Source organism: Cupriavidus numazuensis (assembly GCF_905397435.1).
Taxonomy (GTDB): domain Bacteria; phylum Pseudomonadota; class Gammaproteobacteria; order Burkholderiales; family Burkholderiaceae; genus Cupriavidus; species Cupriavidus numazuensis.
Genome location: NZ_CAJPVI010000004.1, coordinates 70,553 through 95,702 on the forward strand (window position 1 = coordinate 70,553; position 25,150 = coordinate 95,702).

Annotated in this window: 21 protein-coding genes; 8 read left to right on the forward strand and 13 right to left on the reverse strand. The window is 66.5% G+C overall.

What is annotated here, in order from left to right:
• Nucleotides 1–53: 53 nt before the first annotated feature.
• Nucleotides 54–1,127 carry a porin gene (locus tag KHO41_RS04960; RefSeq protein WP_211952198.1) on the forward strand — a complete coding sequence of 358 codons (1,074 nt, stop codon included), beginning with the start codon at nucleotides 54–56 and terminating at the stop codon, nucleotides 1,125–1,127.
• A gap of 870 nt (nucleotides 1,128–1,997) precedes the next feature.
• On the opposite strand, the gene aroQ is transcribed toward KHO41_RS04960, so the two are convergent.
• Nucleotides 1,998–2,450 (reverse strand): type II 3-dehydroquinate dehydratase, encoded by a 453-nt coding sequence (gene aroQ, locus KHO41_RS04965; RefSeq protein WP_211952199.1) that lies wholly within the window; start codon nucleotides 2,448–2,450, stop codon nucleotides 1,998–2,000.
• A gap of 88 nt (nucleotides 2,451–2,538) precedes the next feature.
• Between aroQ and KHO41_RS04970 the strand changes: the two genes are divergently transcribed.
• Nucleotides 2,539–3,498, forward strand: a complete 960-nt coding sequence (locus tag KHO41_RS04970) for a LysR family transcriptional regulator (protein ID WP_211952200.1) — start codon at nucleotides 2,539–2,541, stop codon at nucleotides 3,496–3,498.
• A 37-nt stretch (nucleotides 3,499–3,535) separates the two neighbouring features.
• Here the strand turns inward: KHO41_RS04970 and KHO41_RS04975 are convergent, their stop codons facing one another.
• Entirely contained in the window at nucleotides 3,536–4,303 is a 768-nt protein-coding gene (locus tag KHO41_RS04975) for an IclR family transcriptional regulator domain-containing protein (RefSeq protein WP_011301148.1), read from the reverse strand.
• Nucleotides 4,304–4,433: 130 nt separating this feature from the next.
• Here KHO41_RS04975 and KHO41_RS04980 point away from each other — a divergent pair, with 130 nt between their 5' ends.
• Complete coding sequence (locus tag KHO41_RS04980) at nucleotides 4,434–6,308, forward strand: bifunctional sugar phosphate isomerase/epimerase/4-hydroxyphenylpyruvate dioxygenase family protein (RefSeq protein WP_244873713.1); 1,875 nt, start codon at nucleotides 4,434–4,436, stop codon at nucleotides 6,306–6,308.
• A gap of 59 nt (nucleotides 6,309–6,367) precedes the next feature.
• Complete coding sequence (locus tag KHO41_RS04985) at nucleotides 6,368–7,210, forward strand: BKACE family enzyme (RefSeq protein WP_211952202.1); 843 nt, start codon at nucleotides 6,368–6,370, stop codon at nucleotides 7,208–7,210.
• A gap of 13 nt (nucleotides 7,211–7,223) precedes the next feature.
• Here the strand turns inward: KHO41_RS04985 and KHO41_RS04990 are convergent, their stop codons facing one another.
• On the reverse strand, nucleotides 7,224–8,111 hold the full coding sequence (locus KHO41_RS04990) for a DMT family transporter (RefSeq protein ID WP_211952203.1): 888 nt from the start codon (nucleotides 8,109–8,111) through the stop codon (nucleotides 7,224–7,226).
• A gap of 199 nt (nucleotides 8,112–8,310) precedes the next feature.
• Complete coding sequence (locus KHO41_RS04995; RefSeq protein WP_211952204.1) at nucleotides 8,311–9,873, reverse strand: AMP-binding protein; 1,563 nt, start codon at nucleotides 9,871–9,873, stop codon at nucleotides 8,311–8,313.
• A gap of 212 nt (nucleotides 9,874–10,085) precedes the next feature.
• Between KHO41_RS04995 and KHO41_RS05000 the strand changes: the two genes are divergently transcribed.
• Both KHO41_RS05000 and KHO41_RS05005 read left to right on the forward strand, forming a co-directional pair.
• The gene (locus KHO41_RS05000; RefSeq protein ID WP_211952205.1) at nucleotides 10,086–11,480 is read left to right on the forward strand and encodes a selenium-binding family protein; all 1,395 of its coding nucleotides are present in this window, start codon (nucleotides 10,086–10,088) and stop codon (nucleotides 11,478–11,480) included.
• Nucleotides 11,480–12,145: a hypothetical protein gene (locus tag KHO41_RS05005; RefSeq protein ID WP_211952310.1), complete on the forward strand. Its 666-nt coding sequence runs from the start codon at nucleotides 11,480–11,482 to the stop codon at nucleotides 12,143–12,145. The genes KHO41_RS05000 and KHO41_RS05005 overlap by 1 nt, the downstream gene beginning before the upstream one ends.
• Nucleotides 12,146–12,172: 27 nt before the next feature.
• On the opposite strand, the gene KHO41_RS05010 is transcribed toward KHO41_RS05005, so the two are convergent.
• The 4 genes from KHO41_RS05010 to KHO41_RS05025 all read right to left on the reverse strand — a co-directional run bounded on the left by KHO41_RS05010 (nucleotide 12,173) and on the right by KHO41_RS05025 (nucleotide 16,215).
• A complete protein-coding gene (locus KHO41_RS05010) occupies nucleotides 12,173–12,445 on the reverse strand; it encodes a hypothetical protein (RefSeq protein WP_211952206.1) in 273 nt (90 codons plus the stop codon).
• A gap of 44 nt (nucleotides 12,446–12,489) precedes the next feature.
• Complete coding sequence (locus KHO41_RS05015; RefSeq protein WP_211952207.1) at nucleotides 12,490–13,017, reverse strand: hypothetical protein; 528 nt, start codon at nucleotides 13,015–13,017, stop codon at nucleotides 12,490–12,492.
• 99 nt (nucleotides 13,018–13,116) lie between these two features.
• Nucleotides 13,117–15,072, reverse strand: coding sequence for a beta strand repeat-containing protein (locus tag KHO41_RS05020; protein ID WP_211952208.1), 1,956 nt, complete (start codon nucleotides 15,070–15,072; stop codon nucleotides 13,117–13,119).
• A 546-nt stretch (nucleotides 15,073–15,618) separates the two neighbouring features.
• The gene (locus tag KHO41_RS05025) at nucleotides 15,619–16,215 is read right to left on the reverse strand and encodes an excisionase family DNA-binding protein (protein WP_211952209.1); all 597 of its coding nucleotides are present in this window, start codon (nucleotides 16,213–16,215) and stop codon (nucleotides 15,619–15,621) included.
• Between the two features lie 306 nt (nucleotides 16,216–16,521).
• Between KHO41_RS05025 and KHO41_RS05030 the strand changes: the two genes are divergently transcribed.
• On the forward strand, nucleotides 16,522–18,900 hold the full coding sequence (locus tag KHO41_RS05030; protein WP_211952210.1) for a PAS domain-containing hybrid sensor histidine kinase/response regulator: 2,379 nt from the start codon (nucleotides 16,522–16,524) through the stop codon (nucleotides 18,898–18,900).
• A gap of 4 nt (nucleotides 18,901–18,904) precedes the next feature.
• On the opposite strand, the gene KHO41_RS05035 is transcribed toward KHO41_RS05030, so the two are convergent.
• The 3 genes from KHO41_RS05035 to leuC are packed head-to-tail and all read right to left on the reverse strand — an operon-like array spanning nucleotide 18,905 to nucleotide 21,879.
• Nucleotides 18,905–19,792, reverse strand: a complete 888-nt coding sequence (locus KHO41_RS05035; RefSeq protein ID WP_244873714.1) for an alpha/beta fold hydrolase — start codon at nucleotides 19,790–19,792, stop codon at nucleotides 18,905–18,907.
• 19 nt (nucleotides 19,793–19,811) lie between these two features.
• On the reverse strand, nucleotides 19,812–20,462 hold the full coding sequence (gene leuD / locus KHO41_RS05040; protein WP_211952211.1) for a 3-isopropylmalate dehydratase small subunit: 651 nt from the start codon (nucleotides 20,460–20,462) through the stop codon (nucleotides 19,812–19,814).
• A complete protein-coding gene (gene leuC / locus KHO41_RS05045) occupies nucleotides 20,455–21,879 on the reverse strand; it encodes a 3-isopropylmalate dehydratase large subunit (protein ID WP_211952212.1) in 1,425 nt (474 codons plus the stop codon). Before leuC ends, leuD begins: the two co-directional genes overlap by 8 nt.
• Nucleotides 21,880–21,978: 99 nt before the next feature.
• On the opposite strand from leuC, the gene KHO41_RS05050 reads away from it, so the two are divergent.
• Complete coding sequence (locus KHO41_RS05050; RefSeq protein WP_211952213.1) at nucleotides 21,979–22,893, forward strand: LysR family transcriptional regulator; 915 nt, start codon at nucleotides 21,979–21,981, stop codon at nucleotides 22,891–22,893.
• Nucleotides 22,894–22,911: 18 nt separating this feature from the next.
• Here the strand turns inward: KHO41_RS05050 and KHO41_RS05055 are convergent, their stop codons facing one another.
• Both KHO41_RS05055 and KHO41_RS05060 read right to left on the reverse strand, forming a co-directional pair.
• Entirely contained in the window at nucleotides 22,912–24,519 is a 1,608-nt protein-coding gene (locus KHO41_RS05055) for a rhodanese-related sulfurtransferase (protein WP_211952214.1), read from the reverse strand.
• Nucleotides 24,516–25,139 (reverse strand): cysteine dioxygenase family protein, encoded by a 624-nt coding sequence (locus KHO41_RS05060; RefSeq protein ID WP_211952215.1) that lies wholly within the window; start codon nucleotides 25,137–25,139, stop codon nucleotides 24,516–24,518. Before KHO41_RS05060 ends, KHO41_RS05055 begins: the two co-directional genes overlap by 4 nt.
• Between the last annotated feature and the right edge of the window lie 11 nt (nucleotides 25,140–25,150).

The window sequence follows — 25,150 nt, forward strand, 5'->3', positions numbered from 1 at the left end:
CCTGACGACAAGAAGGCATTCGAGCCAAACCGCAGCAGGACTTCCACCACATCATGAACAAGCAACTCATCACGTTGCTCGCGCTCGGCGCGGGCAGCGCGGGGGCAATCGCCCAGACCACCCCCGTCACCACCGGCCTCACCCTCTACGGCCTGATCGACACCACCATCCGCTACAGCACCAACGAAGATGCCGCGGGCCACGGCAGGGTCCAGATGACCGACGGCGTCCTGACCGGCAGCCGCTGGGGCCTGCGTGGCACCGAGGATCTCGGCAGCGGGCTGAAGTCGTGGTTCATTCTCGAATCCGGCTTCAGTCCCGATACCGGCACCAGCCAGCAGGGCGGCCGCCTGTTCGGCCGCACGGCGGCGATCGGGCTCGAGGGCGACTTCGGCAAGCTGGCGCTGGGCCGCCAGTACACGCTCGCGCATGAGGTGCTGTCGTCGTACGAAGCGATGGCCTTCGCCAACAACTCGATCGTCGGCTACCAGGGCGGCAACTACACCGGCCTGCGGTATGACAACACCGTCAAGTACATCAAGAGCTTCGGGGGCCTGCAGATTGCAGGTGCCTACACGTTCGGCGAGGTAGCGGGTAGCGTGAAGAACAGCTCGGCCGCGGCCGGATCGCTGGTCTATAGCTCCGGGCCGATCGAAGTCGGTGCGGTGTATCAGCAGACCTACAACGTATCGTCGGCGTTTTTCGGCGCCGTGCCTGCGGCGCAGGCCAGCAAGCAGACGGTGTGGGGGCTTGGTGGCACGTACAAGGCTGGGAGGTCGCAGTATTACCTCGGCTATACCAACAACCATCTGGATGTGGCGGACTATCGGAACAACGTTGGCTATGTGGGTACGCGGTTTGCGTTTAACGATGCGCTCGCATTCATCGGCACGCTTCAGTACGACTGGCTGCGCCACGCCGGGCAGAGCGGCAAGCGGCTGACTACGGCGGGGATGCTGGATTACAGCTTCAGCAAGCGGACGGATATCTACCTGGAAGTCGACTACACGCATCTGCAGGGCGCGTGGGTCGCGCTTAACAGTTCACCCGCGTTTAATAACAGTGGGAATACGTATGGGAATGGGAGTCGGCTGGGGGTGATGGCGGGGGTCAGGCATAAGTTTTGATGTTGCTGGGCGTCTGTCGGGATCGGGGTTTCGTTCTTGGCCAGCGGGCCTCTGGATGGGGGCGGGTTATCGCTCTTGGCATGCGCAGCTGTTTCGCCGGCGTAGCCGGCGACCTACTCTTTTGTCCGAGCGACAAAAGAGTAGGCAGAAAAGCGCGTCGTTGCCGCTGGCCATCAATTCCACGGCGGCAGGGGTTCAAACGGCTTTGGACGCCTGCGATGGTGGTCAGCCGTTCCAACCTGCTAACGCTATGTGAGTCAGAACCTGTGCCTTGCGCGGCACGGCTTTTGGACGATCCCCAAGACGGACTCGGGTACAGCGTTCCAACACGGTCAGTGGTGGGACGCCTTCGGCTGCGCTGCGCGCGCGTCATAGTCTGGATGCGAGCTCATCAACCTCGCGGACGCCCGAGGTCCATTACCTCTCTTTAGTTCGCGCATGTCATGGGGGGGCATCGTCACCGAGGCGTGGTTTGCCCTGGGCCTGTGTGCTCAGACTAGGGCTCTGCGCGTAGCGCAGCCGAAGGCGATCACACGATATCGCTCACAGCAGGGTCCACAGACGCTTGCAGGGCTCGTTCAATCAGCGCTGTAATTCTGACCACGGCCGTGCCCCACGCGGCAGGCAGCGTAACTCACTCTGAAGCCCATACCCGTACAACACCCTCAGCACACTACGATAAAAATTCGCCCCTTTGGGGCAACCAAAACGCGTTTTTGGTTACTTTTGTCGCTCGGACAAAAGTGACTCGCCGGCTACGCCGGCGAAACAGCAGCGCCTGCCAAGAACAACACCCTCGCCCTGACCAGAAGCCCCGTCGGCTACGCCGGCAAAACAGCGGCGCATGCCAAGCACGCGCCCTAAAAATCATCAATCCCCCACCATCCCAGCCAACGCCAAAACCGCCACCCCATACCCCCGAACCCCAAACCCCGCCATCACCCCCCGCGCCACCGGCGAAATCCACGATTGATGCCGAAACGCCTCCCGCGCATGCACATTCGAAATGTGATACTCGATCACCGGCACCCCAGCCCCTTTGATCGCATCATGCAGCGCAATCGAGGTATGCGTCAGCGCCCCCGCATTGAGCACCACGCCAATCATTTCCCCTTGCGCACAGGCCCGCCCGGCTTCGTGGATCCATTCGATGAGCTGGCCTTCGTAGTTAGTCTGCCGGCAATCGGCACGCAGTCCGAGCCCTTGCGCGGCTTCCGCGCAGATACGCTCCACGTCGGCCAGCGTTTCGCTGCCATATACCGCCGGCTCGCGCGTGCCGAGCAGGTTGAGATTGGGGCCATTGAGCACCAGTACTGTCTTCATGTCGTCTCCTGAAATGAACGCGGCCGCGCCTCTGGCGCGGCCCTCGTCGATAGCCTATCGTTAAGCCTGCGAATAACAATCCGGCAATATGGAAACTCAGAATGCGCTGTCAGCGAACAATGACCCGTTCCTGCGGGACTTGCGGCTGTTCTGCACCGTAGCGCAGCGTTCCAGCTTCATTGCCGCCGCGCATGAGATGGGCATCTCGCCCGCGCATGTCAGCAAGCGCATCGCCATGCTGGAGGCGATGCTCGGCACCCGGCTCTTTCATCGCACGACGCGACGCGTCAGCGTGACGGCGGAAGGCGAGAACGCGTTCGCGTGGGCCCGCAAGATCCTGGAGGACGTGGATGGCATGCTCGAAGCCGTCGGCGGTGCGGGCAAGGCGGACAGCGAGCCACGCGGGCTGCTGCGCATTGCTACCAGCCTGCGGCTCGGGCGGCGCTTCGTGGCGCCGGTGCTGGCGCTGCTGCGGCAACAGCATCCGGGGCTGGAGGTATGGCTGGAGCTGCTGGACCGTCGCGTGGACCTGATCGGCGAGAACTTCGATCTCGATATCCGCATCGGCGAAGTCGAGGAGCCGCATCTGATCGCGAGCCGCATCGCCAGCGGCAGCCGCGTGCTGTGCGCGGCGCCGGCCTACCTGGCACGGCGCGGCACGCCGCGCCATCTGGCCGAGCTTGCGCAGCATGATTGCCTGCTCCACCGTGAACGCGATCAGGCCTTTGGCGTGTGGCGGCTGCAAGGGCCCGCCGGCATGGAGATGGTCAAGGTGACCGGCCCGATGGCTTCCAACCACAGCGACGTCACGCGCCAGTGGGCCCACGAAGGCTACGGCATCATCATGGCGTCGGTCTGGGATGTGGCCGACAGCATCCGCGAAGGCGAACTCGTGCAGGTGCTGCCGGCCTGGCAGCAGCCGGCGGACGTCTGGGCCGTGACCAGCGCGCGCGCATCGTCGTCGGCGCGGATGCGCGTGTGCATCGACTTCCTCAAGGACCGCCTGTCGCAGGGGCCGTTCGCGCTGGCGAGTTCACTGCACAAGTAAGCCACTGCACGCTCAGCTAACGACAGAGGCCTGCAAACTACAGCGTACGCATGATCGACAGCGCGGTGTCCTGCAGCACCTGCAGCACGCGCGCGCATGCCGCTTCCGCGCTCTCCTCGCCGATCTGCATATTGACCGACAGCGCCGCGATCACCTTGCCGTGGCGATCACGCAGCGGCACCGCCACGCCACGCACGCCGATCTGCAACTGCTGCTCCACCACGGCATAGCCCTGCGCGCCCGCCTTGCGGATTTCCTGCAGCAACCGGTCGTGCTGGAGGATGGTGTATGGCGTATAGGGCGTCAGCACGCACTGGTCCAGCCACTCCCGCACCGTGTCTTCCGGCTGCGACGCCAGCATCATCACGCCGGCCGAGGCCAGCGGCGCCGGCACGCGCGCGCCGAGCACGAAGCCCGTGCTCATCACGCGGCTGGTGCTGGTGCGGGAGATGAACACCAGCTCCCAGCCATCGAGCACGCTCAGGTAAGCGGCCTCGCCCAGTTGGGCCGTGATCTGCTGCAGGAACGGCTGCACCAGCCGCGGCAGCCGCGCCGAATCGAAGTAGGACCAGCCGACCTTGAGCACGCGCGGCGTCAGGCTGAACAGCGTGCCGTCGCTGGTGGTGTAGCCCAGGTGCTCGAGCGTGAGCAGGTAGCGCCGCGCGGCGGTGCGGGTCAGGCCCGTCAGCTGCGCTGCCTGGCTCGGCGTCAGCCGCGGATGGTCGTTGTCGAAGGCCTCCAGGATAGCGAGGCCCTTCTCCAGCCCGGCGATCCAGTCACGCCGGTTCAGCGGTTCTTTTTCCATGGTTAACCCGAGTAATGCACGACAGTCGCGCGCCATCGCGCGATTATCGCTCGTTCGTGCGCGAATTGCGATTGTTTGGCGCCCGGTTGGCTCCTAACCTTGCGGCATGCCCTCCCCCGCCGACCGTGCCATGCCCGCAGCCCTTCCCCTCAAGCCGCTCCCCAAATCCATCGCCACCGTCTCGCTGTCCGGCACGCTGCCGGAGAAGCTCGAAGCCGCCGCGGCGGCCGGGTTCGACGGCGTGGAAATCTTCGAGAACGACCTGCTCAACTTCGACGGCTCGCCCGCCGAGGTGTGCCGCATGGCGACCGACCTCGGGCTGCGCATCATGCTCTACCAGCCGCTGCGCGATTTCGAGGCGATGCCGGCGGAACTGTTCGCACGAAACATGGCGCGCGCCGAGCGCAAGTTCGACGTGATGGAACAGCTTGGCGCCGATACGGTACTGGTCTGCAGCAACGTGCTGGACATCGCCATCGACGATCCCGCGCGCGCCGCCGCCGATCTGCGCCAGATGGCCGAGGCCGCCGCGCGGCGCGGCCTGCGCGTCGGCTTCGAAGCGCTGGCATGGGGCCGCCACACGCGCACCTGGCGCCAGGCATGGGACCTCGTGCAGCGCGCGGACCACCCGGCGCTCGGGCTGGTGCTGGACAGCTTCCATACGCTGGCGCTGGGCGACGACCTGTCGGGGCTCGATGCCGTGCCGGCGGACAAGATCTTCTTTGTGCAGCTTGCCGACGCCCCGCGCATGTCGATGGACGTGCTGGGCTGGAGCCGGCATTACCGCAACTTTCCGGGCCAGGGCGATCTGCCCGTCACCGCATTCGCGCGCGCCGTGCTGCAGGCCGGCTATACGGGCCCGCTGTCGCTGGAAATCTTCAACGACGAGTTCCGTGCCGCACCGGCGCGGCAGACCGCGCTGGATGGGCTGCGCTCGCTGATCTGGCTCGAGTCCGAGGCGGGCGGACATGCGCTGCCGGCACCGCCGGTTTTCGACGGGGTGGATTTCATCGAATTTGCCGTCGACTATGTGGCCGGCCGCGAACTGGCCCAGCGGCTGGAATCGCTTGGCTTCGTGCATGCCGGACACCATCGTTCCAAGGCGGTCGACCTGTACCGGCAGGGTGGCATCAACCTGATCCTCAATGCCGAGCAGGACAGCGCCGCCGCCGAGCACTTCCAGCTCCACGGTCCCTCCGTATGCGCGATCGGCCTCAAGGTGGACGACGCCGGCCGCGCCATCTCGCGCGCCCGTGCGCTGCTGTGCAAGGAGTGGCGCGAACCGGTAGGCCCCGACGAACGCGTAATTCCCGCGCTGCGCTCGCCAGACGGCATGCTGTTCCACCTGATCGATGATCTCGACGCCGCACGCAGCATCTACGAGAGCGATTTCGATCTGCGCGTCCCAGCGCAGGCCGACTCTGCAGGTGCGGGACTAACGGCGATCGACCACATTGCGCAGGCCCTGCCCGCGCACAAGCTCGACACCTTCGTGCTGTTCTACCGCTCGGTGTTCGGCATGCAGGCCGAAAGCGTGCACGAGATCGCGGACCCGTACGGGCTGGTCAAGAGCCGCGCCATGGTCAGCGCCGACCAGCGCGTGCGCATCCCGCTCAATGTGTCGGAGAGCGGCCGCACCGCCACGGGCCGATTTGTCGCCGCCTATGCGGGATCGGGTGTGCACCACATCGCCTTCCGCTCCGCAGAACTCACGCAGACGGTGGAGCAGATCGACCGCAGCCGTTCCGCGATGCTGCACGTGCCGGACAACTACTACGACGACCTCGCCGCCCGGCTCGCGCTCGACGACACGCTGCTGGCCCGCCTGCAACGCCTTGGCCTGCTGTACGACCGCGACGGCCATGGCGAATTCCTGCACACCTATACCGAGCCGTTCCACGAGCGCTTCTTTTTCGAGCTTGTGCAGCGCAGCGGCTACCTGGGCTATGGCGCGGCCAATGCCTCCGTACGCATGGCGGCACAGGCGAAGCTGCGCCAGGGCTGAAGCGACTCCCCGGAACCATCACCTCCCGACTTCCACGACATCCCCTAATGGAGACATCCATGCAAGACCCCTGCATCATCTCGGTTGCCATCACCGGTTCCGTGCCGCGCAAGAAGGACAACGCCGCCGTGCCGGTCACGGTGGCCGAACAGATCGAAAGCACCCACGCCAGCTTCGAGGCCGGCGCCACGCTGGTCCACCTGCATGTCCGCGACGACGAGCAGAACCCCAGTTCCGATCCGGAACGCTTCGCGACCTTGCAGGAAGGCATCCGCAAGCATTGCCCGGGCATGATCGTGCAGTTCTCCACCGGCGGACGCGGTCGCGAGGCCAGCCAGCGTGGCGCCATGCTGAACCTGTGCCCGGACATGGCCTCGCTGGCCACCGGATCGGTCAACTTCCCGTCCAGCGTCTACGAGAACTCGCCATCTCTGATCCGCGAGCTGGCAGGCAGCATGCGCGAGTACAACGTCAAGCCGGAGATCGAGATCTTCGATGTGTCGATGATCTACAGCACGGCCGACCTGGTCGAGGAAGGGCTGATCGCGCCGCAGCCGCATGTGCAGTTCGTGTTCGGCATCCGCAATGCGATGCCGGCGCGCCGTGAAGTGCTGGAGTTCGAGGTAGCGCAACTGCACAAGGTCCTGCCAGGCGCCACGTGGACGGCGGCGGGTATCGGGCGGCACCAGCTCGAGGTCAATCACTGGACCCTGGAGCTGGGCGGCCATTGCCGGACCGGCCTCGAAGACAATGTCCGCTGGGACAAGGACACGCTGGCGCGCAGCAACGCGCAGCTGGTGGAACGCGTGGCGCAACTGTGCGGCGAGTATGGCCGCGCCGTGGCGACGCCCACGCAGGCGAGAGCGCTGCTCGGCCTGGCCGCAGTTGCCGAGGTGGCCTAACCTGAATCCGATGTTATGCCGGTGCGTTCACCGCGCGCCGGCCACGTTCGCGCGCCGCGGCAGCGGTCCCGCCCACGCCGCTGGCGGCGATCATCGCGACGCCCATCAGCGACCACGCGTCCGGCACGTGCGAGAACACCATCCAGCCCCCGAGCATCGCGAACGCGATCTGCAGGTAGAGGTAAGGCGTCAGCACGCCAACCGGTGCGCGCGCATAGGCAAAGACCAGGCACAGGTGGCCGGCACAACCGGCCAGCGCCATGCCGGCAAGCAGGAGCCAGTGCAGCGCGCTCACGTGCCAGACCCAGGCGAACGGCAATGCCGCGGTCAGCAGCAGCGTGGCGACGCATCCCGTGTAGAAATGCGTCGTACCGACCCCGTCGGCACGGGTCAGCGCGCCGGTCAGCAACTGGTAGCCCGCATTGGACAGCACCACGCCCAGCGGCAGCAGCATGGCCGGCTGGAATTCGGGGCCGGGCCGTATCACCATCAGCGCGCCGGCAAGTCCCAGCAGCAGGAACAGCCAGCGAACGGGCGAGACATGCTCGCCCATCAGCGCGGCGGCGGCCAGCGTGATCGCCAGCGGCGTCAGCATGGCCACGGCGGTGAAATCCCCGACCGGCAGGACCTTCAGACTGAAGAACGCGCACAGGCTCGATGTCAGCATCAGCACGGCGCGCAGGCTCTGGAGCACCGGCCGGCGCGTATGCAGCAGCGTCCGCCCCCGCGCCGGCAGTAGCACCGCGCCTGTCAGCGCGGTCTGCGCGAGATAGCGCACCCATAGCGCCATCACCACCGGCACGGCGCTGCCGACAATCTTGGTCAGCGTGTCGAGCATGGCAAAGCAGGCGACCGCCGCGATCATCAGCGCAATGCCTTGCGGCGTGTGGTTGTCCTTCATTGGGGGCCTGGCCTGCTCGTTGCGCCGCTCGAGGTGCGTGGCGCGGCGTGAATGGGGGGATGGGAGCAGGTTACCGTTGCCGGAAGGAAAAACAATCAGCCTGGACGGAAAGTCAGAATGCGCTGGAAGCGAATAATCGATACAGCAAGCCGGGCGCAATCTGTGCTTGATGCTGCGCCCGGGTATCGCGCACGTCGTACTACGCCTGTGCCAGCAGTTCCCGCAGCTTCGCCTTGGCCACTTTCTCGAGCGTGGCGCGCGGCAGGCTGTCCATCAGGCGCACTTCGTGCGGACGCTTGAAATCGGCGAGCTGTGCCGCACACGCGGCAAGGATCCGTTTTGTCAGACCTTCGTCAGCCCCAGGTGCGGGAATGACGAAGGCCACCGGTACTTCATCGAGCATCGGGTGTTTCTTCGCCACGACAGCGGCTTCCGCCACGCCGGGCACGAGCGCGATCACGCGCTCGATCTCTGACGCCGCCACGTTTTCGCCGCCGACCTTCAGCATGTCCTTGGCCCGGTCGGCGAAGTACAACGCACCATCCTCGCCGAGCCGCACGCGGTCGCCAGTGATGAACAGGCCATCTTCGCGGAACGCCGCGGCCGTGGCGGCGGGATCGTTGAAGTACTCAAGGAACAGCGACACCCCGCGCTGTCCGCGCACGTAGAGATCGCCGGTCTGGCCCGGCGCCACCGGCCGGCCATCCGCATCGAGCACATGGATTTCATACCCCGGCGACGGCCGCCCCATCGACATCGGCGCATTGGCGCGATGCGGCGAGCCCACCGTGCCGTGCGAGACGGTCTCGGTCATGCCCCACCAGCCGATGGTCTTCACGCCGAAGTGGGCGTCGGTCGGCGGCTCGCAGACGCCGCTGCCCCAGTGGCGATAGCTGTGATGCTCGGGCCGCGGCTGGGCCATCAGCGCGCGCACGCAGAACGGCACCACCGACGTCCAGGTGCAGCCATGCCGCAGCGACACCGGCCAGAAGCGCGATACCGAGAACTTCGGCAGCAGCACCACGGTCGCGCCGACCCACAGCGAAGCTGCCACCGAATACACCTGCGCGTTGGTGTGGAACAGCGGCAGGTGAACAAGGTGGACATCGTCCGCGCGCAGGTCTTCGTGCCGCGCGCAAAGCTGGGCGCCCCACAGCGCGTTGGCATGGCTCCACAGCACCGCCTTCGGCCGCGACGTGGTGCCCGAGGTGTACTGGATGCCGAACGGCGCCATCGGGTCGTGCGGGCGGCTGGCCAGCGTGGCCGGATCGGCATCGATGGCCGCGAACGGTGTGAAGCCGGCCACATCCGCTTCCGCCGGCGCACCGTTGTCGGTCGCCGTGACGGCCACCCAGGCCAGCGACGGGGCAGCCGCGCGCACCATGGCCGCGAAGCGCGGCTGCGTGATGCCGGCCACGGCGCCGCTGTGGCGCGCGAAGTAGGCCAGTTCGTCGGCGCTGGAGCGCGTATTCGTGGTCACGGGCACCGCGCCCGCATACGCGCAGCCCAGCCAGGCGATGACCGATTCCGGGCAGTTGTCCAGATGCACGAGCACGCGCTCGCCGGCCTTTACGCCGCGTGCCTGCAGACCGGCGGCAAAACGTCGAACCGCATCGCCGAACTGCGCGTAGGACCACGTGGCGCCCTCGCCGTCAAAAGGCTCCCACACCAGGAATGGATGGCTGCCGCGCCGGGCGGCCTGTTCATCGATCAGGGTGCGGATGTCGGTGGCTTCAAACGGCGTCAGGGCGGCAGGAGTCATGGGGGCGGGTCCGCGGCAACAGACAGGAGTCAAGGGTGCCGACGAGTATCGCGAAGCGGCGCGCGGCGGCAACTCGTCCAAAGCGACGAATCTGCCCCGTCATGGCGTGCGCGGGCGCTGCGGACCGGGACGCCGGTCCCACGCCCGGGGCGGCGTTCTGTCCTATATTGGAAAGCCTGCGGTATGTGGGAACACACCCGAGGAGACGCGCCATGGCCACCTGGAAGCCGGATCCGAGCTTTTACCCATCCCCCCGCCTGGCAGCCAAGGCGCCTCCGGAGACCATTGCCTACGTGGCGATGTTCGATCCCGAGCGCAAGCAGCCCGACGCCATCGCCGTGGTCGACGTGGACCCGGCGTCACCGCGCTACGCGAGCATCGTCGGCCAGGTCGCCATGCCGCATGCTGGCGACGAGCTGCACCACTTCGGCTGGAATGCGTGTTCCTCGTGCCTGTGCCCGAACGCGCCGCATCCGCATATGGAGCGCCGCTATCTGGTGGTGCCCGGGCTGCGCTCGTCGCGCATCTATATCCTCGACACCAAGCCCGATCCGCTCAAGCCCTTCCTGGCCAAGGTGATCGAACCCGAGACGCTGGCCGAGCGCACCGGCTACAGCCGCCCGCATACCGTGCACTGCGGCCCGGGCGGCATTTACGTGACCGCGCTCGGCAATGCCGAGGGCAAGGGCCCCGGCGGCATCGCCATGCTCGACGCGCAGAGCTTCGAGCCGCTCGGCCGGTGGGAGGTGGAGCGCGGTCCGCAGTACTTCGCCTATGACGGCTGGTGGCATCTGGGCTACGACACGCTGGTCACGAGCGAATGGGGCACGCCCGACATGGTCGAGGACGGCCTGGTGCCCGACATCCTGCTCGGCGCGCGCTATGGCCGCCGCCTGCACTTCTGGGACTTCACGCGGCGCAGGCACCTGCAGGAAATCGACTTCGGCGAGGAACACCAGCTCGTGTTCGAGCTGCGCCCGGCGCATGACCCGACCAAGGCCTACGGTTTCGTCAACTGCGTGATCAGCCTGAAGGACCTCTCGTCGTCGATCTGGACCTGGTATCGCGACAAGGACAAGTGGGCCGTGCGCAAGGTCATCGAAATCCCGGCCGAAGCCGCCGACCCTGACCAGCTGCCGCCCGTGCTCAAGGGCTTCAAGGCCGTGCCGCCGCTGGTCACGGACATCGACCTGTCGATGGACGACCGCTTCCTCTACGTGTCGTGCTGGGGGACGGGGGACCTGCTGCAATACGATGTCTCCGACCCGTTCGCACCGAAGCTCACGGGCAAGGTGCGCATCGGCGGCATCGTCTCGCGCGCCACGCATCCGGGCGCGAAGAACGGCGCGCTCAATGGCGGGCCGCAGATGGTCGAGATCAGCCGCGACGGCCGCCGCGTCTACTTCACCAACTCGCTCTACGGCGCGGTGGATCCGCAGTTCTATCCCGAAGGCATCGACGGCTGGATGGTGAAGCTCGACGCCGGGCCCGAAGGCGGCCTCGATTTCGATCCGAAATTCTTCCTTGCATGGCCGAAGGGGCATCGCCCGCACCAGGTGCGGCTGCAGGGCGGCGACTGTTCGTCGGATTCGTACTGCTATCCGTGATGGACTCGTCCGCCGCGCTGACAACCGCATCGGCGCAGTGGGCGTCCTGGTGGCCATGGCTGTTGATTGCGGCACTGGGCCTGTTCCACGGCATCAACCCCGCCATGGGTTGGCTGTTCGCCGTGGCGCTCGGCCTGCACCGCCACAAGCGCAGCGTGGTAATGCTGTCGCTGCTGCCAATCGCGCTCGGCCATGCGCTCGCGGTCGCGGTGTTCGTGGCGGTGGCGCTATGGCTAGGCAGCGTGATCGACACGCGCGTGTTCGCACGCGTCGGCGGGCTTATCCTGATCGGCTGGGCAGCATGGCATGTGCTGCGCGGCCATCGCGGCCGGCCGCGCGTGGGCATGCAGGCCGGCATGGCCGGGCTGGCATGCTGGTCGTTCCTGATGGCGGGCGTGCATGGTGCGGGGCTCATGCTGGTGCCGGTGCTGATGCCGCTGTGCGCCTCGCCACTGTCCGGCCAGATCAGCCGCGACAGCGCCGTGGCACCTGCCGTGCTGGCGCTGGGCCTGCATACCGGCGCGATGCTGGTGGCCATCTGCGCCGTGGCGCTGCTGGTCTACGACCGCATTGGCGTGGCTTTCCTGCGTACGGGGTGGATCAACCTGGACCTCGTGTGGAGCGCCGCGCTGGTCCTGTGCGGCGTGGCGTTGCTGCTGCGTTGACAAAGCCCGACCTGTCGGCGCCGGCAGTCAACGCATCTCGAACAGCACATCGATGACGCGTCGGCCATAGTGGATCGCTGCCTGCTCGGCTGCGGCACGCGTGTAGTAGTCCTGCCTGTCGAGCTCGCGGTCGTACTGGATATCGTTGGTCGGTGCATCCGTGTATCCGACACCGAGCAGATAGCCCCACTTGGCACCGGGCGAAGTCTCGTCCCTTGTCGCGTCCACGCGTTCGAATGCCATCGCGTGGATGAACATGCCGCGATATTGTTCGCTTATCCATCTCAGACGTTCCGTCATCTTTGCCTCCACGTCGGCCTGGCGCGAGCGCCGGCGTCGGCGAATCAGAATATCAATTCCTTCTTGATCGACACGCAGCCCTGTCCGGCCGGCATCAGGAACACGCGCAGGTTGCCGCGCCCTTCCAGCGTCTGAATGTTGCGCAGCAGCGGCCCGGCAAACGTCAGCTCGGGAAACGCCTTGGCTGCGACATCGCTGCAGCTTGCCGGCCAGTAGGTGACCGCTTCGTACATCGCGCCGCAGCCGTTGCCCGTGGGCGCGAAACTGGACGACGTGTATGACAGCGAATCCTTGCCAAGACTCTCCGCCGACAGCGAGAACAGTTTCTTGTTCGCATCCGCCGGCGGGTTGAACAGGAAGAGGCCCATGTCGACGCCCTGGCCCAGGAAACTGCTGACCTCCTGCACACGGCCCAGGCATGTCTTGACGCCGCGCTGCGCGGCAGCTCGTGCTGCTGGATTCAACACAGGCGCCTTGGCTGGCGGCTTTTCCGCTGCCGCGGTGTGTGCCGGGTTCCAGAGAAGAAGTGCGGCGGCTGCGACGGCGCCGATGGATTTCTTGAAAACTTGCATTGCTGAGGTCCTGCAGCGCATGACAGCATCACCGCCAACCGAACAGCCCGAGGACTGTCCGGGCTGGCGGATTCGCGTGTCAGCGCAAAGTCGATTGCCTTACCACGCGTACATCGCGCCAACGCTGTAGGCGCTGTCGCCACCGCTGGCGCCGACCGAGACGTTCGCACGGACGACGGCATCGCGCGTCACACGGTATTGCGCACCCAACGCCACGGCCTGTTCGCCCTTGAAGCCGCCGACGCCAACCCCAAGACCAAAGGTTTTGCTGGTGTCGAGACCGGCAATCGCATTCATCGCCGCAGTTCCGGCCACGCCGCGATAGGCGGCACGCATCTGGCGGTAGTTGACGGCGTCAAAGTCGTTGCGGCCGTCAGCGACGCCGGTCACACGTACGGGCGCGCCGGTCTGTGCGTTCGAAAACGTCGCGCCACGGTCATCGAGCACCATATTGGTCGAGTGCACGCCGCCCGACAGCACTGTCTGCGACTCCTGCACCACGATACCGTGCGTATTGCCCACGCCGTTGGTCAGCGTCAGCGACGCGGACGACTGCTCCGCCACGCCGCTTGCCATCGAGATGGTGCCGTTGGCATCGGCCGTGGCATACGTGGCCGCCTGCCCGCGGTTGACGATGGACGTGCCGCCGCTGGTCGTGCCGTTCGAGGACAGCACGCTCGCGCCCGACGACACCGTCGTGGTGGCCGACGAGTTCGACACATAGTTCAGCGTGCCGTTGATGTACATATTGCCGTCGACCAGCGTATTGCCGCTGATCTTGTTGACGTAGCGCGCACCGCTGAGCTGGTTGTTGATCGTCGTGTTGTTGGCAACGGCCTGCGCGGTGTTGTACGTGGCAATCCCGCCCGCGCCATTCACGCCCGCATTGAGGCTGGTGGCGTTGGTGCCATTGGTCGCCAGCGTGCCGCTGCCGCCGGCACGGATCACGGCCGACGCTGCATCCGCCGCAAAGCTGCCGCCGCCGCTCACGCCGATCGCCGCCGAGCCATTGGCCAGCGCCACGCCGGCGTTCCCTGCAGTGGCGTTGACGATCGTGGCCGCATGGGCGTTGCCGATCGTATTGGTGCTGGCGTAGCTCGCATCGGCGCCAATGCGGTTGGTCGCGCTGTTCAGCGCAGTGGTGTTGCTCGCATTGCCGATCGTGACATTGCCCGTGGCGTTGCCGGCATTGATCGCGGTCGCGGCATTGCCGGAGCCGTTGATCATGGTCTGCCCAGTCACGGTAGTCGCGCCGACGATGGCGTTGCCCGTGTCATTGACGGCAACGCTGCCGTTGCCGTTGTTGCTGACCATGCGCACGGATGCGCTGTCGGTGACGAGGCTGTTGCCGGCACCATCCCCCGCGCGAAGGACCGCGCCGCCGTTGACGGTCTGTCCGTTGTTCACGGTCTGCCCGCCATTGATGGTCTGTCCGCCACTGACAAGCTGGCCATTGTTGACGGTCTGGCCGCCGTTCATCTGCGCCGCGCCCTGCACCGTCAGTCCACCACCGACATTCGCGCTGCCAGTGGCCTGGAAGGTGGTGCCGCTGACCGTCCCGGTCGCACCATCGAGCATCGCCTGCCCGGCCTGCACGGTCGCGCCGCTCACCGTGCCGGTTGCCGTGACGCTGCCGGCGTTGATGGTCGTCGCACCGCTGATTGCGCCGGCATTGGTGATGCCGCTGCCGTTGTTGTTGATGCCACCGGAGTTCGTCAGCGTGCCGGTGTTGGTCAGGCTGCCGAAGTTGGTCAAGCCCCCGCTGTTGGTGAGCCCGCCGCTTACCGACGCTCCGCCCGACAGCACGGCCTGATTGTCGATGTAGGTCGTACCGCCCCCGGTCACCTGGAAAATGCCGCCGCCCGTGTCGACCACCACGCCGCCCGCCACCGGACCGCCGCTCACCCCGGATGTCCCGTCAGCCATATAAGAGGTGCCGGTGTTCGTCGTTTCGATGACGAACACCGTACCCGCCGCATGACCCGCGGCAGGTGCCAGCGCACCCGCGAGCGCCAGCGCCATGACCGATTTCTTGAGTTGCTCTTGTACCTTCACGTTGTTGCCTTCCCCTGCGTTGTGCGTCGCCGCGCGAGGGACACGCCGTCCCGCCCGGCGGCCCGCGCCGCAAGGTGTGTTTCTTGTCTTGTGGAAAAAAAGACCCGTGCCCCTTACCGGGCACGGGGGGCCGTAACGGACAGGGAACACTGCCCGACGGTACGGGAGGATACGCACCGCCGCGACACGATATATTGGAAATGAAACCTAAACAACGCAAAAAGTACACCTAAAACGCGTTGTGCTGGGGAAGGAACAAAAGAACGAAGGCCGGCAGGCGCCAGTCGCAGCGCCTGCGTGATACAAGTTATTGATTTAATGGAATATCCCGAACATTTCCGCAAATCTGGCGAACACACCGTGATGTGGAAAAAATGATACTCCACGTAACTCACGTAACAAAATGTTGCAGATATGCGATTTTGCGGTTAGATGAGCGCTCAGAAAGCGTCACCTATGAGAGGTGACCGCCGCAGGCACCTGGCGGGCTTTCGTTCGGGAAAGGAAATGCGGCGCTTGACGTCCGGGGAAGCAGCGCGCGGAAACTCAGGCGGCCGCGGCTTCCTGGCCGGCAGGCAGCTTGAGCAGCAGTTCGATCGTTTCGGGAAGTGCCAGCACGCCTTGAGGCTTGCGCAGCACGGTGACCGCAGCGGGCAGGCCGCCGTGCGCGGAGATTTCCTCGTCCGTCAGGCCCGTCATGACGACGGTGCCGATTTCGCAGTAGTGAGGAATCCTGCCAAGGGCGTGAATCAGCCGGAATCCGTCCATCCCCGGCATCATCAGGTCGAGCACGATCAGGTCGGGATTGACCTTGCCGATCATGAGCAGCCCTTCAAATCCGTTCTGCGCCACTTCCAGCCGCACGGCCGGCAGCCTTGCAGAAATTACACGCTGGTAGAGGTCCAGCATGTACGGGTCGTCATCGATCAGGATGATGGTGGGGGGCCGCGACGACGCGGCGCGTGCCTGATCCTGCTCCATCGCAAGCATTTCCACCGCAGTGCGCGGGATGCGCCGATGGCCGCCGTCGGTCTTCCAGGCGGGCAGGCGTCCGCTCTCCACCCATACCTGGATGGAGCGCAGCGACACACCTAGCCGCCTGGCTGCCTCGCGGGTGGAGTAGAAGTCGGATTGTTCTGCCATGGAGCCTGCTCAGGGTCTTGCTCCGCAGGGCGCGTGAGCCAGATGCCGCCGCCCAACCATACATGGCGAAAGCGGCGAGGATGGAAATGATACAACGCCCGACTCCCTTTTTTTCAATTTCGGCCTGAGCAGGGACTCCAATCCCTGCTCAGGCGCTCCGGCGGCAACATATCAGGCCGGCTAGGACATCACAGTTCTGTGCTAGCATGCGCGAAAATGTCATTTATGCGTTAGTTAAGTTTCACTTAAATCATATTAGCGCTCGACCGCTAGCGATCCCACACCGACGCCAAACGCCCGCTTCCTATGTCAACGTCCGAAGAGACGCACGTCCCGGCCCGCCATGGCGACGACGTCACTGCCCGAACGCAGGCGGCAGACCACCGCGACCCGTTGCTGGAACTGTCGCTGGACCTCATCTGCGAGGCCTCCGGCGACGGCTATTTCACGCGCGTCAATCCCGCCTTCACGAGCGTGCTGGGCTGGTGCGCGGACGAACTGCTCGCGCGTCCGTTCCTCGAATTCGTCGCACCCGAGGACCGGGCGCGTACGCAGGAGCTCGTCCGGACCCATGTCAAAGGCCATCCGATCGAGGATTTCCAGAACCGCTATCTCTGCAAGGACGGTTCCGTGCGCTGGCTGTCCTGGCGGGCCGTGCTGCGCGACGACGGCACGCTCTACGCCACCGCGCGTGACGTGACGCAGAGCCGCATCGCCCAGCTTGAAATCGAACGGGCCCGGCAGGAGGCCGAGGCGGCGTCGCGCGCCAAGAGCGCCTTCCTCGCGACGATGAGCCACGAGATCCGCACGCCGATGAACGGCGTCATCGGCATGATCGAAGTGCTCACGCGCACGACGCTCTCGGCAGACCAGCGCGAGATGGTGGCGACCGCGCGCGAATCGGCTGCCGCACTGCTGACCATCATCGACGACATCCTCGATTTCTCGAAAATCGAGGCAGACAAGATGCGCATCGAATGCGTGCCGCTGTCGATCGAGCATACCGTCGAGACGCTGTGCGCGTCGCTGGTGCTGCTCGCCGAGCGCAATAACGTGGCGCTCTATCTCGACATCGATCCGGGGCTCCCTGCACAAGTGCTGGGCGACGATCTGCGGCTGAGGCAGGTGCTCTACAACCTGATCGGCAACGCGATCAAGTTCTCCGGCGGCGCGCTGCCCGGCGGCCGGATCTACCTGCGCATCGCCCCCGCCGGGGGTGATGTGGTCCGGTTCGAGATCGAAGACAACGGCATCGGCATGCCCCCCGATGCAATGGCGACGCTGTTCCAGCCGTTCGTCCAGGCCGAGACCACGACCACGCGGCGCTTCGGCGGCACGGGCCTGGGCCTGGCGATCTGCCGCCGGCTCACCGAACTGATGGGCGGTTCGATCGCGGCGGCAAGCCAGCCCGGCGCTGGCGCCACCTTCACCGTCTGCCTGCCGCTGCGCGCCGCCGGAGACCCGCTCCCCAGGCCGTCGCTGATCGGCGGCGTGCACTGCGCGATCATCGGCATTGCCGAGCCGCAACGCGACACTGTCGCACGTTACCTGCGCCATGCGGGCGCTGTCGTGACGATGCACGACGACTTGCCAGCACGCATTGCTCCTATGGCCGATCGCACCGAGGCCGTGGTGCTGCTGCACGGCGACGATGCAAATCCCGCTGCGATCTCCGCGCTCATCGCGCAGATGCCCACGGGCGCCGGGCGTGTGCGGCTGCGTGCGGGCTACAGTCCCGGCCCGGCATCAGAGGCCGGCCACGCAGTTTCCATTGGCCGGCATGCATTGCGCCGGCGCACGCTGGAAGATGCCGTGGCACTGGCCGCGAAGCGCCTGCCGCCAGCGGCCTCACCGCTAGTCGAGTTTGCGGAGTTTGCCGAACCCGAGATTGCGCAGGCCGGTACCTCGGCATCCGCTCACGGCTATCGCCTGCTCGTAGCGGAGGACGACGAGATCAACCGCCGTGTCATGTCGCGCCAGCTCCAGTTGCTCGGCTACCGCGCAGACTTCGCCGCCGATGGCGCCGACGCGCTGGACCGGTGGCGCCGCGGCAGCTATGCGCTGCTGCTGACCGACCTGCATATGCCGCGGCTCGATGGCTATGCACTGTGCGACCAGATCCGCGCCGAAGAAGCACAAGCCGGGCGGGCACGCATGCCCGTCATCGCGCTGACCGCCAACGCCATCAAAGGTGAAGCGTTGCAGGCGCGGGATGTCGGCATGGACGACTACCTGACCAAGCCACTGACGCTATCCGCGCTGCAGCAAACCCTTGCGCACTGGCTGCCGCCGCCATCACCAGCGCTGGCGGAGCCGATGCCCACGGCCGGCTCGCATGCACTGCCCGTCTTCGATGCGGAAGCGCTCAGGGCCTTTGTCGGCGACGACGCCGCTTCGATTCGCGAACTGCTGAACGAATATGAACGGGCCGCTCAGACGCTTGCCGCCGGCATCCGGCGCGATATCGCCGCGCAGCGCCCGGACGGCGTTGCGCATGGCGCGCACCGGTTGAAGTCGTCGTCGCGCGCCGTGGGCGCGTTTGCGCTGGGGGAGGTCTGCCATCGCATGGAAGCGGCGGCACGGCACGGAAACCTGACCGCACTCGGCCCGCTCGGCGAGGAATTCGACGCCTCCTTTGCACGGCTGGGCATGGCCATTCGTGCCCGGCTCGAACTGCGTGGATGACATCTCACCCCAGCAGGAATGGCAGCACCGTCTCCAGCAGCAGCGCCGGCGCCTCCTCGGCAATGTAGTGGCCGCACGGCAGGCTGTAGCCGCTGACGCGAGTCGCCACCTTGCGCCACTCGTCCAGCGGCCGGAAGCACTGCCCCACTGCGCCCTGCTCGCCCCATAGCGCCAGCATCTCGCACTCGACCTTGCGTCCGTCGGCAAGGTCGGCGCGGTCGTGTTCCAGGTCGATGCCCGCGCTCGCGCGGTAGTCCTCGCACAGGCCATGGGCGGCGCCGGGACTTTGCAGGCAGCGCAGGTATTCGGCCATGGCCGCATCGGTGAACGGTGCCAGACCGGCGCTGCGTGCGCCCATGGTGCTGCGCAGGTACAGTGCCGGGTCGGCCTCGATCAGCGTCTCGGGAAACGGCGCGGGACGGATCAGGAAGAACCAGTGCCAGTACGCCGTGGCAAACGCCAGGCCGGTCTGTTCGTACATTGCCAGCGTGGGCGCAATGTCGAGCGTGACCAGGCGCTCGACACGCCCGGCGTGGTCCAGCGCCATGCGGTGCGCCACACGCGCGCCGCGATCATGCGCCATGACGCGGAAGCGCTCGAAGCCAAGCGCTCCCATCAGATCGACCTGGTCGCGCGCCATGGTGCGCTTGCTGTAGTTGCTGTGATCGGGCAGGCCAAGGGGCTTGTCGCTGTCGCCATAGCCGCGCAGGTCGGCCGCCACGACGGTGAAGTGCTGCGCCAGCGTCGCGGCCACCTTGTGCCAGATCGCGTAGGTCTGCGGATGGCCATGCAACAGCAGTAGTGCAGGACCTTGCCCGCCGATGACTGCGTGAATGCTGGCGTCCGTGCACTGCACTTGGCGATGTTCAAATCCTTCGAAGCCTTCGAGCACGGTCTGTCTCCTCTTCTGTTCAATGTCCGGCAAGGCGCGCCATGGTCTTGGCCGCCATTTCGTGCAGCCACGGCTGCGCGCTGTGATGGCGGCGCGCGAAGTCGTCGATCTGCGCCTGCTGCGTCAGCGTCAGGCCGATCACATCGAGCCCCTGCACGAACATGCGGCGATGCCGCTCGCTCAGTTCGAATGCTGCGCTGAACTTGCCGGCGCTAACGGTCATGCTCTGCAAGTCGATGGCGATGCGCGGGGGCGCCTCGCACGATACCGCGTCCATCAGCCGGTCCACTTCCGCCTGCGGCAGCACCACCAACAGCAGCCGGTTGTTGATCGCGTTCGAATAGAAGATCTCGCCGAAGCTTGCCGCGATCACCGCGCGGATGCCGTACTGCTGCAAACCCCAGACCGCATGCTCGCGGCTGGAACCGCAGCCGAAGTTCGGCCCCGCCACGAGGATACCGGCTTCCCGGTACGCGGGCTGGTTGAGCACGAAGCCGGGCCGGGGCTCGCCCGTCTCGTCGAAGCGCAGGTCATGGAACAGTCCCCGGTCGAGCCCGGCCTTGTCGATGATGCGCAGGAACTGCTTCGGCATGATCTGGTCGGTGTCGAGATTGGGCATCGGCAGCGGCGCGCCGATTGCGTCGATGCGCGCGAGCGTGGTGTCAGGCATGGGTCGGCTCCGGTTCCTGTTTGCGTACGTCGGTGATGCAGCCGGCCAGCGCGGCGGCTGCGGCCATGGCGGGGCTCATCAGGTGCGTGCGGCCGGCACGGCCCTGGCGGCCTTCGAAGTTGCGGTTGGTGGTGGAGGCGCAGCGTTCGCCGGGCGCCAGCACATCGTCGTTCATCGCCAGGCACATCGAACAGCCGGGCTGGCGCCATTCGAAGCCGGCATCCGTCAGAATCTGTGCCACACCCTCCGCCTCCGCCTGCTGGCGCACGGCGCCCGACCCCGGCACCACCATGGCCCTCACGCCTGGTGCGACGCGCCGCCCGCGCACCACGTCCGCGACCGCGCGCAGGTCTTCGATGCGCCCGTTGGTACAGGAGCCAATGAACACGCGCTGCACCGGCAAGCCCAGCAGCGAAGCGCCGGCGTCGATGCCGATATAGTCGAGCGCCCGCTGCGCCGCGGCACGTGCGAGCGGATCGTCCAGTTCGTCCGGCCGCGGCACGCACGCATCGATCGGAACCGCCTGGTCGGGACTGGTGCCCCAGGTGACATACGGCGCAACGGCACTGGCATCGAACACGAGCTCCTGCGCGAACGCCGCATCGGCATCCGAGTGCAGCGACTGCCAGGCCACGCGTGCGCGTTCCGCCATGGCCGCGTCGATGTCCGGCGCGCGCTGCAGCACGTAGTCGATGGCTGCGGCATCGGGCGCTATCAGCGCGCCGCGCGCGCCCGCTTCCACCGCCATGTTGCACAAGGTCATGCGAGCCTCCATCGACAGGGAATGGATCGCTGCGCCCGCGAATTCGACCACATACCCGCGCGCGCCCTGCGCGCTGATGCGGCCGATGATGTGAAGGATCAGATCCTTGGCCGATGTCCCCGGCGGCAGCGCGCCGTCCACGCGGATGCGCATGTCGCCCGCCACGCGATAGACCAGCGTCTGCGTGGCCAGCACATGCTCGACCTCCGACGTGCCGATGCCAAACCCTAGTGCACCGAAGGCGCCGTAGGTCGTGGTGTGGCTGTCGCCGCAGAGCACCACCATGCCGGGCCGGATCATGCCGTGCTCGGGCGCAATCACGTGCTCGATGCCCTGCAGCGGATCGTTGGTATCGAACAGTGGAATTCCATGCTGCTCGCAATTGCGCCGCAGGTTGCGCGCCTGCAGCGCCGAAGCCGGGTCGCGGATCACGCGCGGAGACTCCGCATGGGTGGGGATGATGTGGTCCACCACCGCCAGATTCTGTCCCGACGCCGCCACGCGGCGCGCTTGGGCGGCCAGCCCCGCGAACGCCTGCGGACTGGTGTACTCGTTCATGATGTGCAGGTCTGCGTACAGCAGCACGTGCTCGGCGTCGAGCGCGGCCACGGTGTGCGCATCGACGAGCTTGCGGTAAAGGGTGCGACCAGCCATGGGATTGCCTGCAGATCGTTGAGGGTGAAGGCAGTGTAACTACGGAATCGATCGCTATAATTTCCGACAACGACCTTCATTAGTTCCTGCCATTCACGAATGGACGCCTTCTCCGATCTCGCCTTCTTTGTGCTGCTGGTCAAGCGCGGCAGCCTGGCCGGCGCGGCCCAGCAGATCGGCATCACACCATCGGCGGCCAGCAAGCGGCTCGCCGCGCTGGAGTCGCGGCTGGGCGTGCGCCTGCTCCACCGCACTACGCGGCGGCTCAGCGTCACGCAGGAGGGAGAGGCTTATCTCGCGCAAGGCGGACGTATCCTCGCCGAGCTGGAGGAACTGGAGCAAGGTCTGGCGGGCAGCCGAGTCACGCCGCAGGGGCTCCTGCGCGTCAATGCGACGCTGGGCTTCGGACGCCGGCATCTGGCGCCGGCCGTCGCCGCATTCCTGCGCAAGCATCCGCAGGTAGAAGTTCAACTGGAACTGAGCGACCGCCCGCTCAATCTTGCCGAGCAGGGTTTCGACATCGGTGTGCGCGTGGGCGGCTTGCCCGATACGCGGTTGAGCGCGCGGCGGCTGGCCGGCAACCGGCGGCTGCTATGCGCGTCGCCGCAGTATCTCGCTGCGCATGGCATGCCCGCTTCCCCGCGCGAACTCGCGCAGCACCGCTGCATCGTGATCCGCGAAAGCGATGAAACGTACGGCACGTGGCAACTGTATGCGGGCACGCGGCAGGAGACCGTCAAGGTGCGCGGCCCCGCCACCACCAACGATGGCGAGACCGCGGTCGGCTGGGCGCTCGAAGGGCTCGGTGTACTGCTGCGCTCGGAATGGGATGTCGCACCGCTGTTGCGCACGGGCCGCTTGCAACCCGTGCTGCCCGAGTGGAGCGCAGCACCGGCCGACATCTTCGCGGTCTACCTGAGCCGCGATCACCTGTCCGCGCGGGTGCGCGCCTTTATCGACTTCCTGGCCGAGCGCTTCGCCACCGCACCCGCGCAACCGTACAACGGCTGGTAACGCGAGCGCCCGACCGCGTCAGACCACGTTGAAGAAATGCGTGCCGTCCCGGTCGAGTTGCGCGATCAGCCCAAACTCCCAGTCGAGGTAAGCCTGCATCGCCGCGGCCGCATTGTCGGTGCCTTCGTACGGGCGACGATAGCGATCCGTGCGCGGCACGGCCAGGTGCGTCTCGCCGCTTTCGACCGGCAGGCCGGCCGCGATCCACGCGAGCGTGCCGCCGTCCAGCACGTAGATTTCCGCCTGCGTGAGCGCACGCAGATCCGCGGCGGCAAAGCGCGCTAGCTGGCTGGTGCCGCAGGTCAGCACATAGCGCTGCGCCGTCGGAATGCGCTTCAGCGCATCGGCAAGCTGCGCGCGGATGACGAACCACGCGCCGGGGATATGGCGCTTCACGTAGTTGGCGCTGGCCGTGACATCGAGCACGACGGTCTGTCCGTCCTGCGCCTGCAGCCACGATGCGAGCGTGGCCGGCGACACGGCCGCTACTGGCGCCGCGTCGGGCGCAGGCACGCGCGGCACGCCGGCTTCACTGCGCAGCGCCGCATCGACCGACTCGACCACGCGGACATCCCAGCCCATCTGCGCGAGCCAGGACGCGCTCATGTCCGCACGCACGCCATCATCATCGGCCAGCACGATGCGCGCGCCGCGCACGGGCGCGCTGTGGTCGGTCTCCTGCACGAGCTGCCCGCCCGGTGCGTTGACGAAGCCCGGCAAGTGGCCATCGGCATATTCCTCGGGCGTGCGCACGTCGAACCGGTAGACCGTGCGACCCGGTGCTTCCAGCGACGCCAGCGCGTCGTAGGCAATGCGCGGCACGCCCGCGCGCGCGGCGATATCGCGCGCGCCGCGGCGTGCGTGCTCGCGGTTGGCTTCTGGGATTTCCAGCGGCGCGCGACGGCTCGCGCCGTGGTCCAGCGTCTGCCCCGCCAGCGTCCAGCCGATGGTGCCGTTGCGCAGCGCCGCGACCGGGTTAGGAATGCCAGCGTTGATCAGCGACTGCGTGCCGATGATGCTGCGCGTACGGCCCGCGCAATTGACGATGACCTGCGTCGCCGGGTTCGGCGCGAGCTCGCGCACGCGCAGCACCAGTTCGGCACCCGGCACGCTTGTGGCAGTGGGGATGCTCATGGTCTGGTACTCGTCGAACCGCCGCGCGTCCACCACGACCACGTCGGCACCGCTATCGATCAGCGCCTTGACCTCCGGCGCGGGCAGCGATGGCGTGTGGCGCTTCGCTTCCACGACCTCACCGAACGACTTGCTCGGCACGTTGACGTCGCGGAACACTTCGCCGCCGGCGGCAATCCATGCATCGAGGCCACCGTCGAGCAGGCTCACGTCGGAATAGCCGAGCCCGCGCAGCACGTTCGCCGCGCGCGGCGCGAGGTCGGTGCCTTCATGCTCGCCATAGACCACGATGCGCGTATCGCGGCGCGGAATGCGCGGCCACGCTTCGAGTTCGAGCTTGGACAGCGGGAAGTTCGCGGCCCACAGCGGATGCGACTGCGCAAACGGATCTTCCTCGCGCACGTCGATCAGTGCAATTTCCTTGCGGTCGAGCAGCGCCTGGCGCACGGCCTGGCTGGTGATCAGCGGAAACGGTTGTGCAGAAACGGTCATGATGCGGCGGAATCCTTCGAGCGGTCCCACGGATTGGGCAGGTAAGGGTTGGAGTAGCCGGAGATGAACGGCTTGCGTTCGCCGGCTTCGGTATAGACGCTGCGGCGTACGCCGCCGATATTGGCACCGTACACGTGGATGCTGATCGAGACGCGGTCGTCGTACGCGTTGTGCACGCGGTGGATATCGCCAACGGTCGGCGACACCGCCTCCACATGGCCCGGCTCGATCCGTGTCGGCTCGCCATGCAGAACCGGCCGGCCCGATGCGTCGAGCTTGAACGGCTGCGAATACTCGGCGCCGCGCAGCATGCCGATCAGGCCCCACACCGTGTGGTCATGGATCGGCGTGCGCTGGCCCGGTCCCCACACGAAACTGACGATCGAAAAGCGCTCGGCCGAATCGCAGTGCAGCAGCATCTGCTGGTAGTACTCGGGATGCGGCTGCGCGAACGCATCGGGCAGCCAGTCATCGCGTGCGATCAGGCGCGCCAGCAGCGCGCCGCCTTCGCGCAGGATGCGCGGCTCGTCGGGCTGCTCGTCGAGCAGCGCCGACAGGCCGGTGATGAAATCGCGCAGCGGCGCGAGCGAAGCGCGGCTGGCGGTGGGGGACTCACTCATCCCGTGTCTCC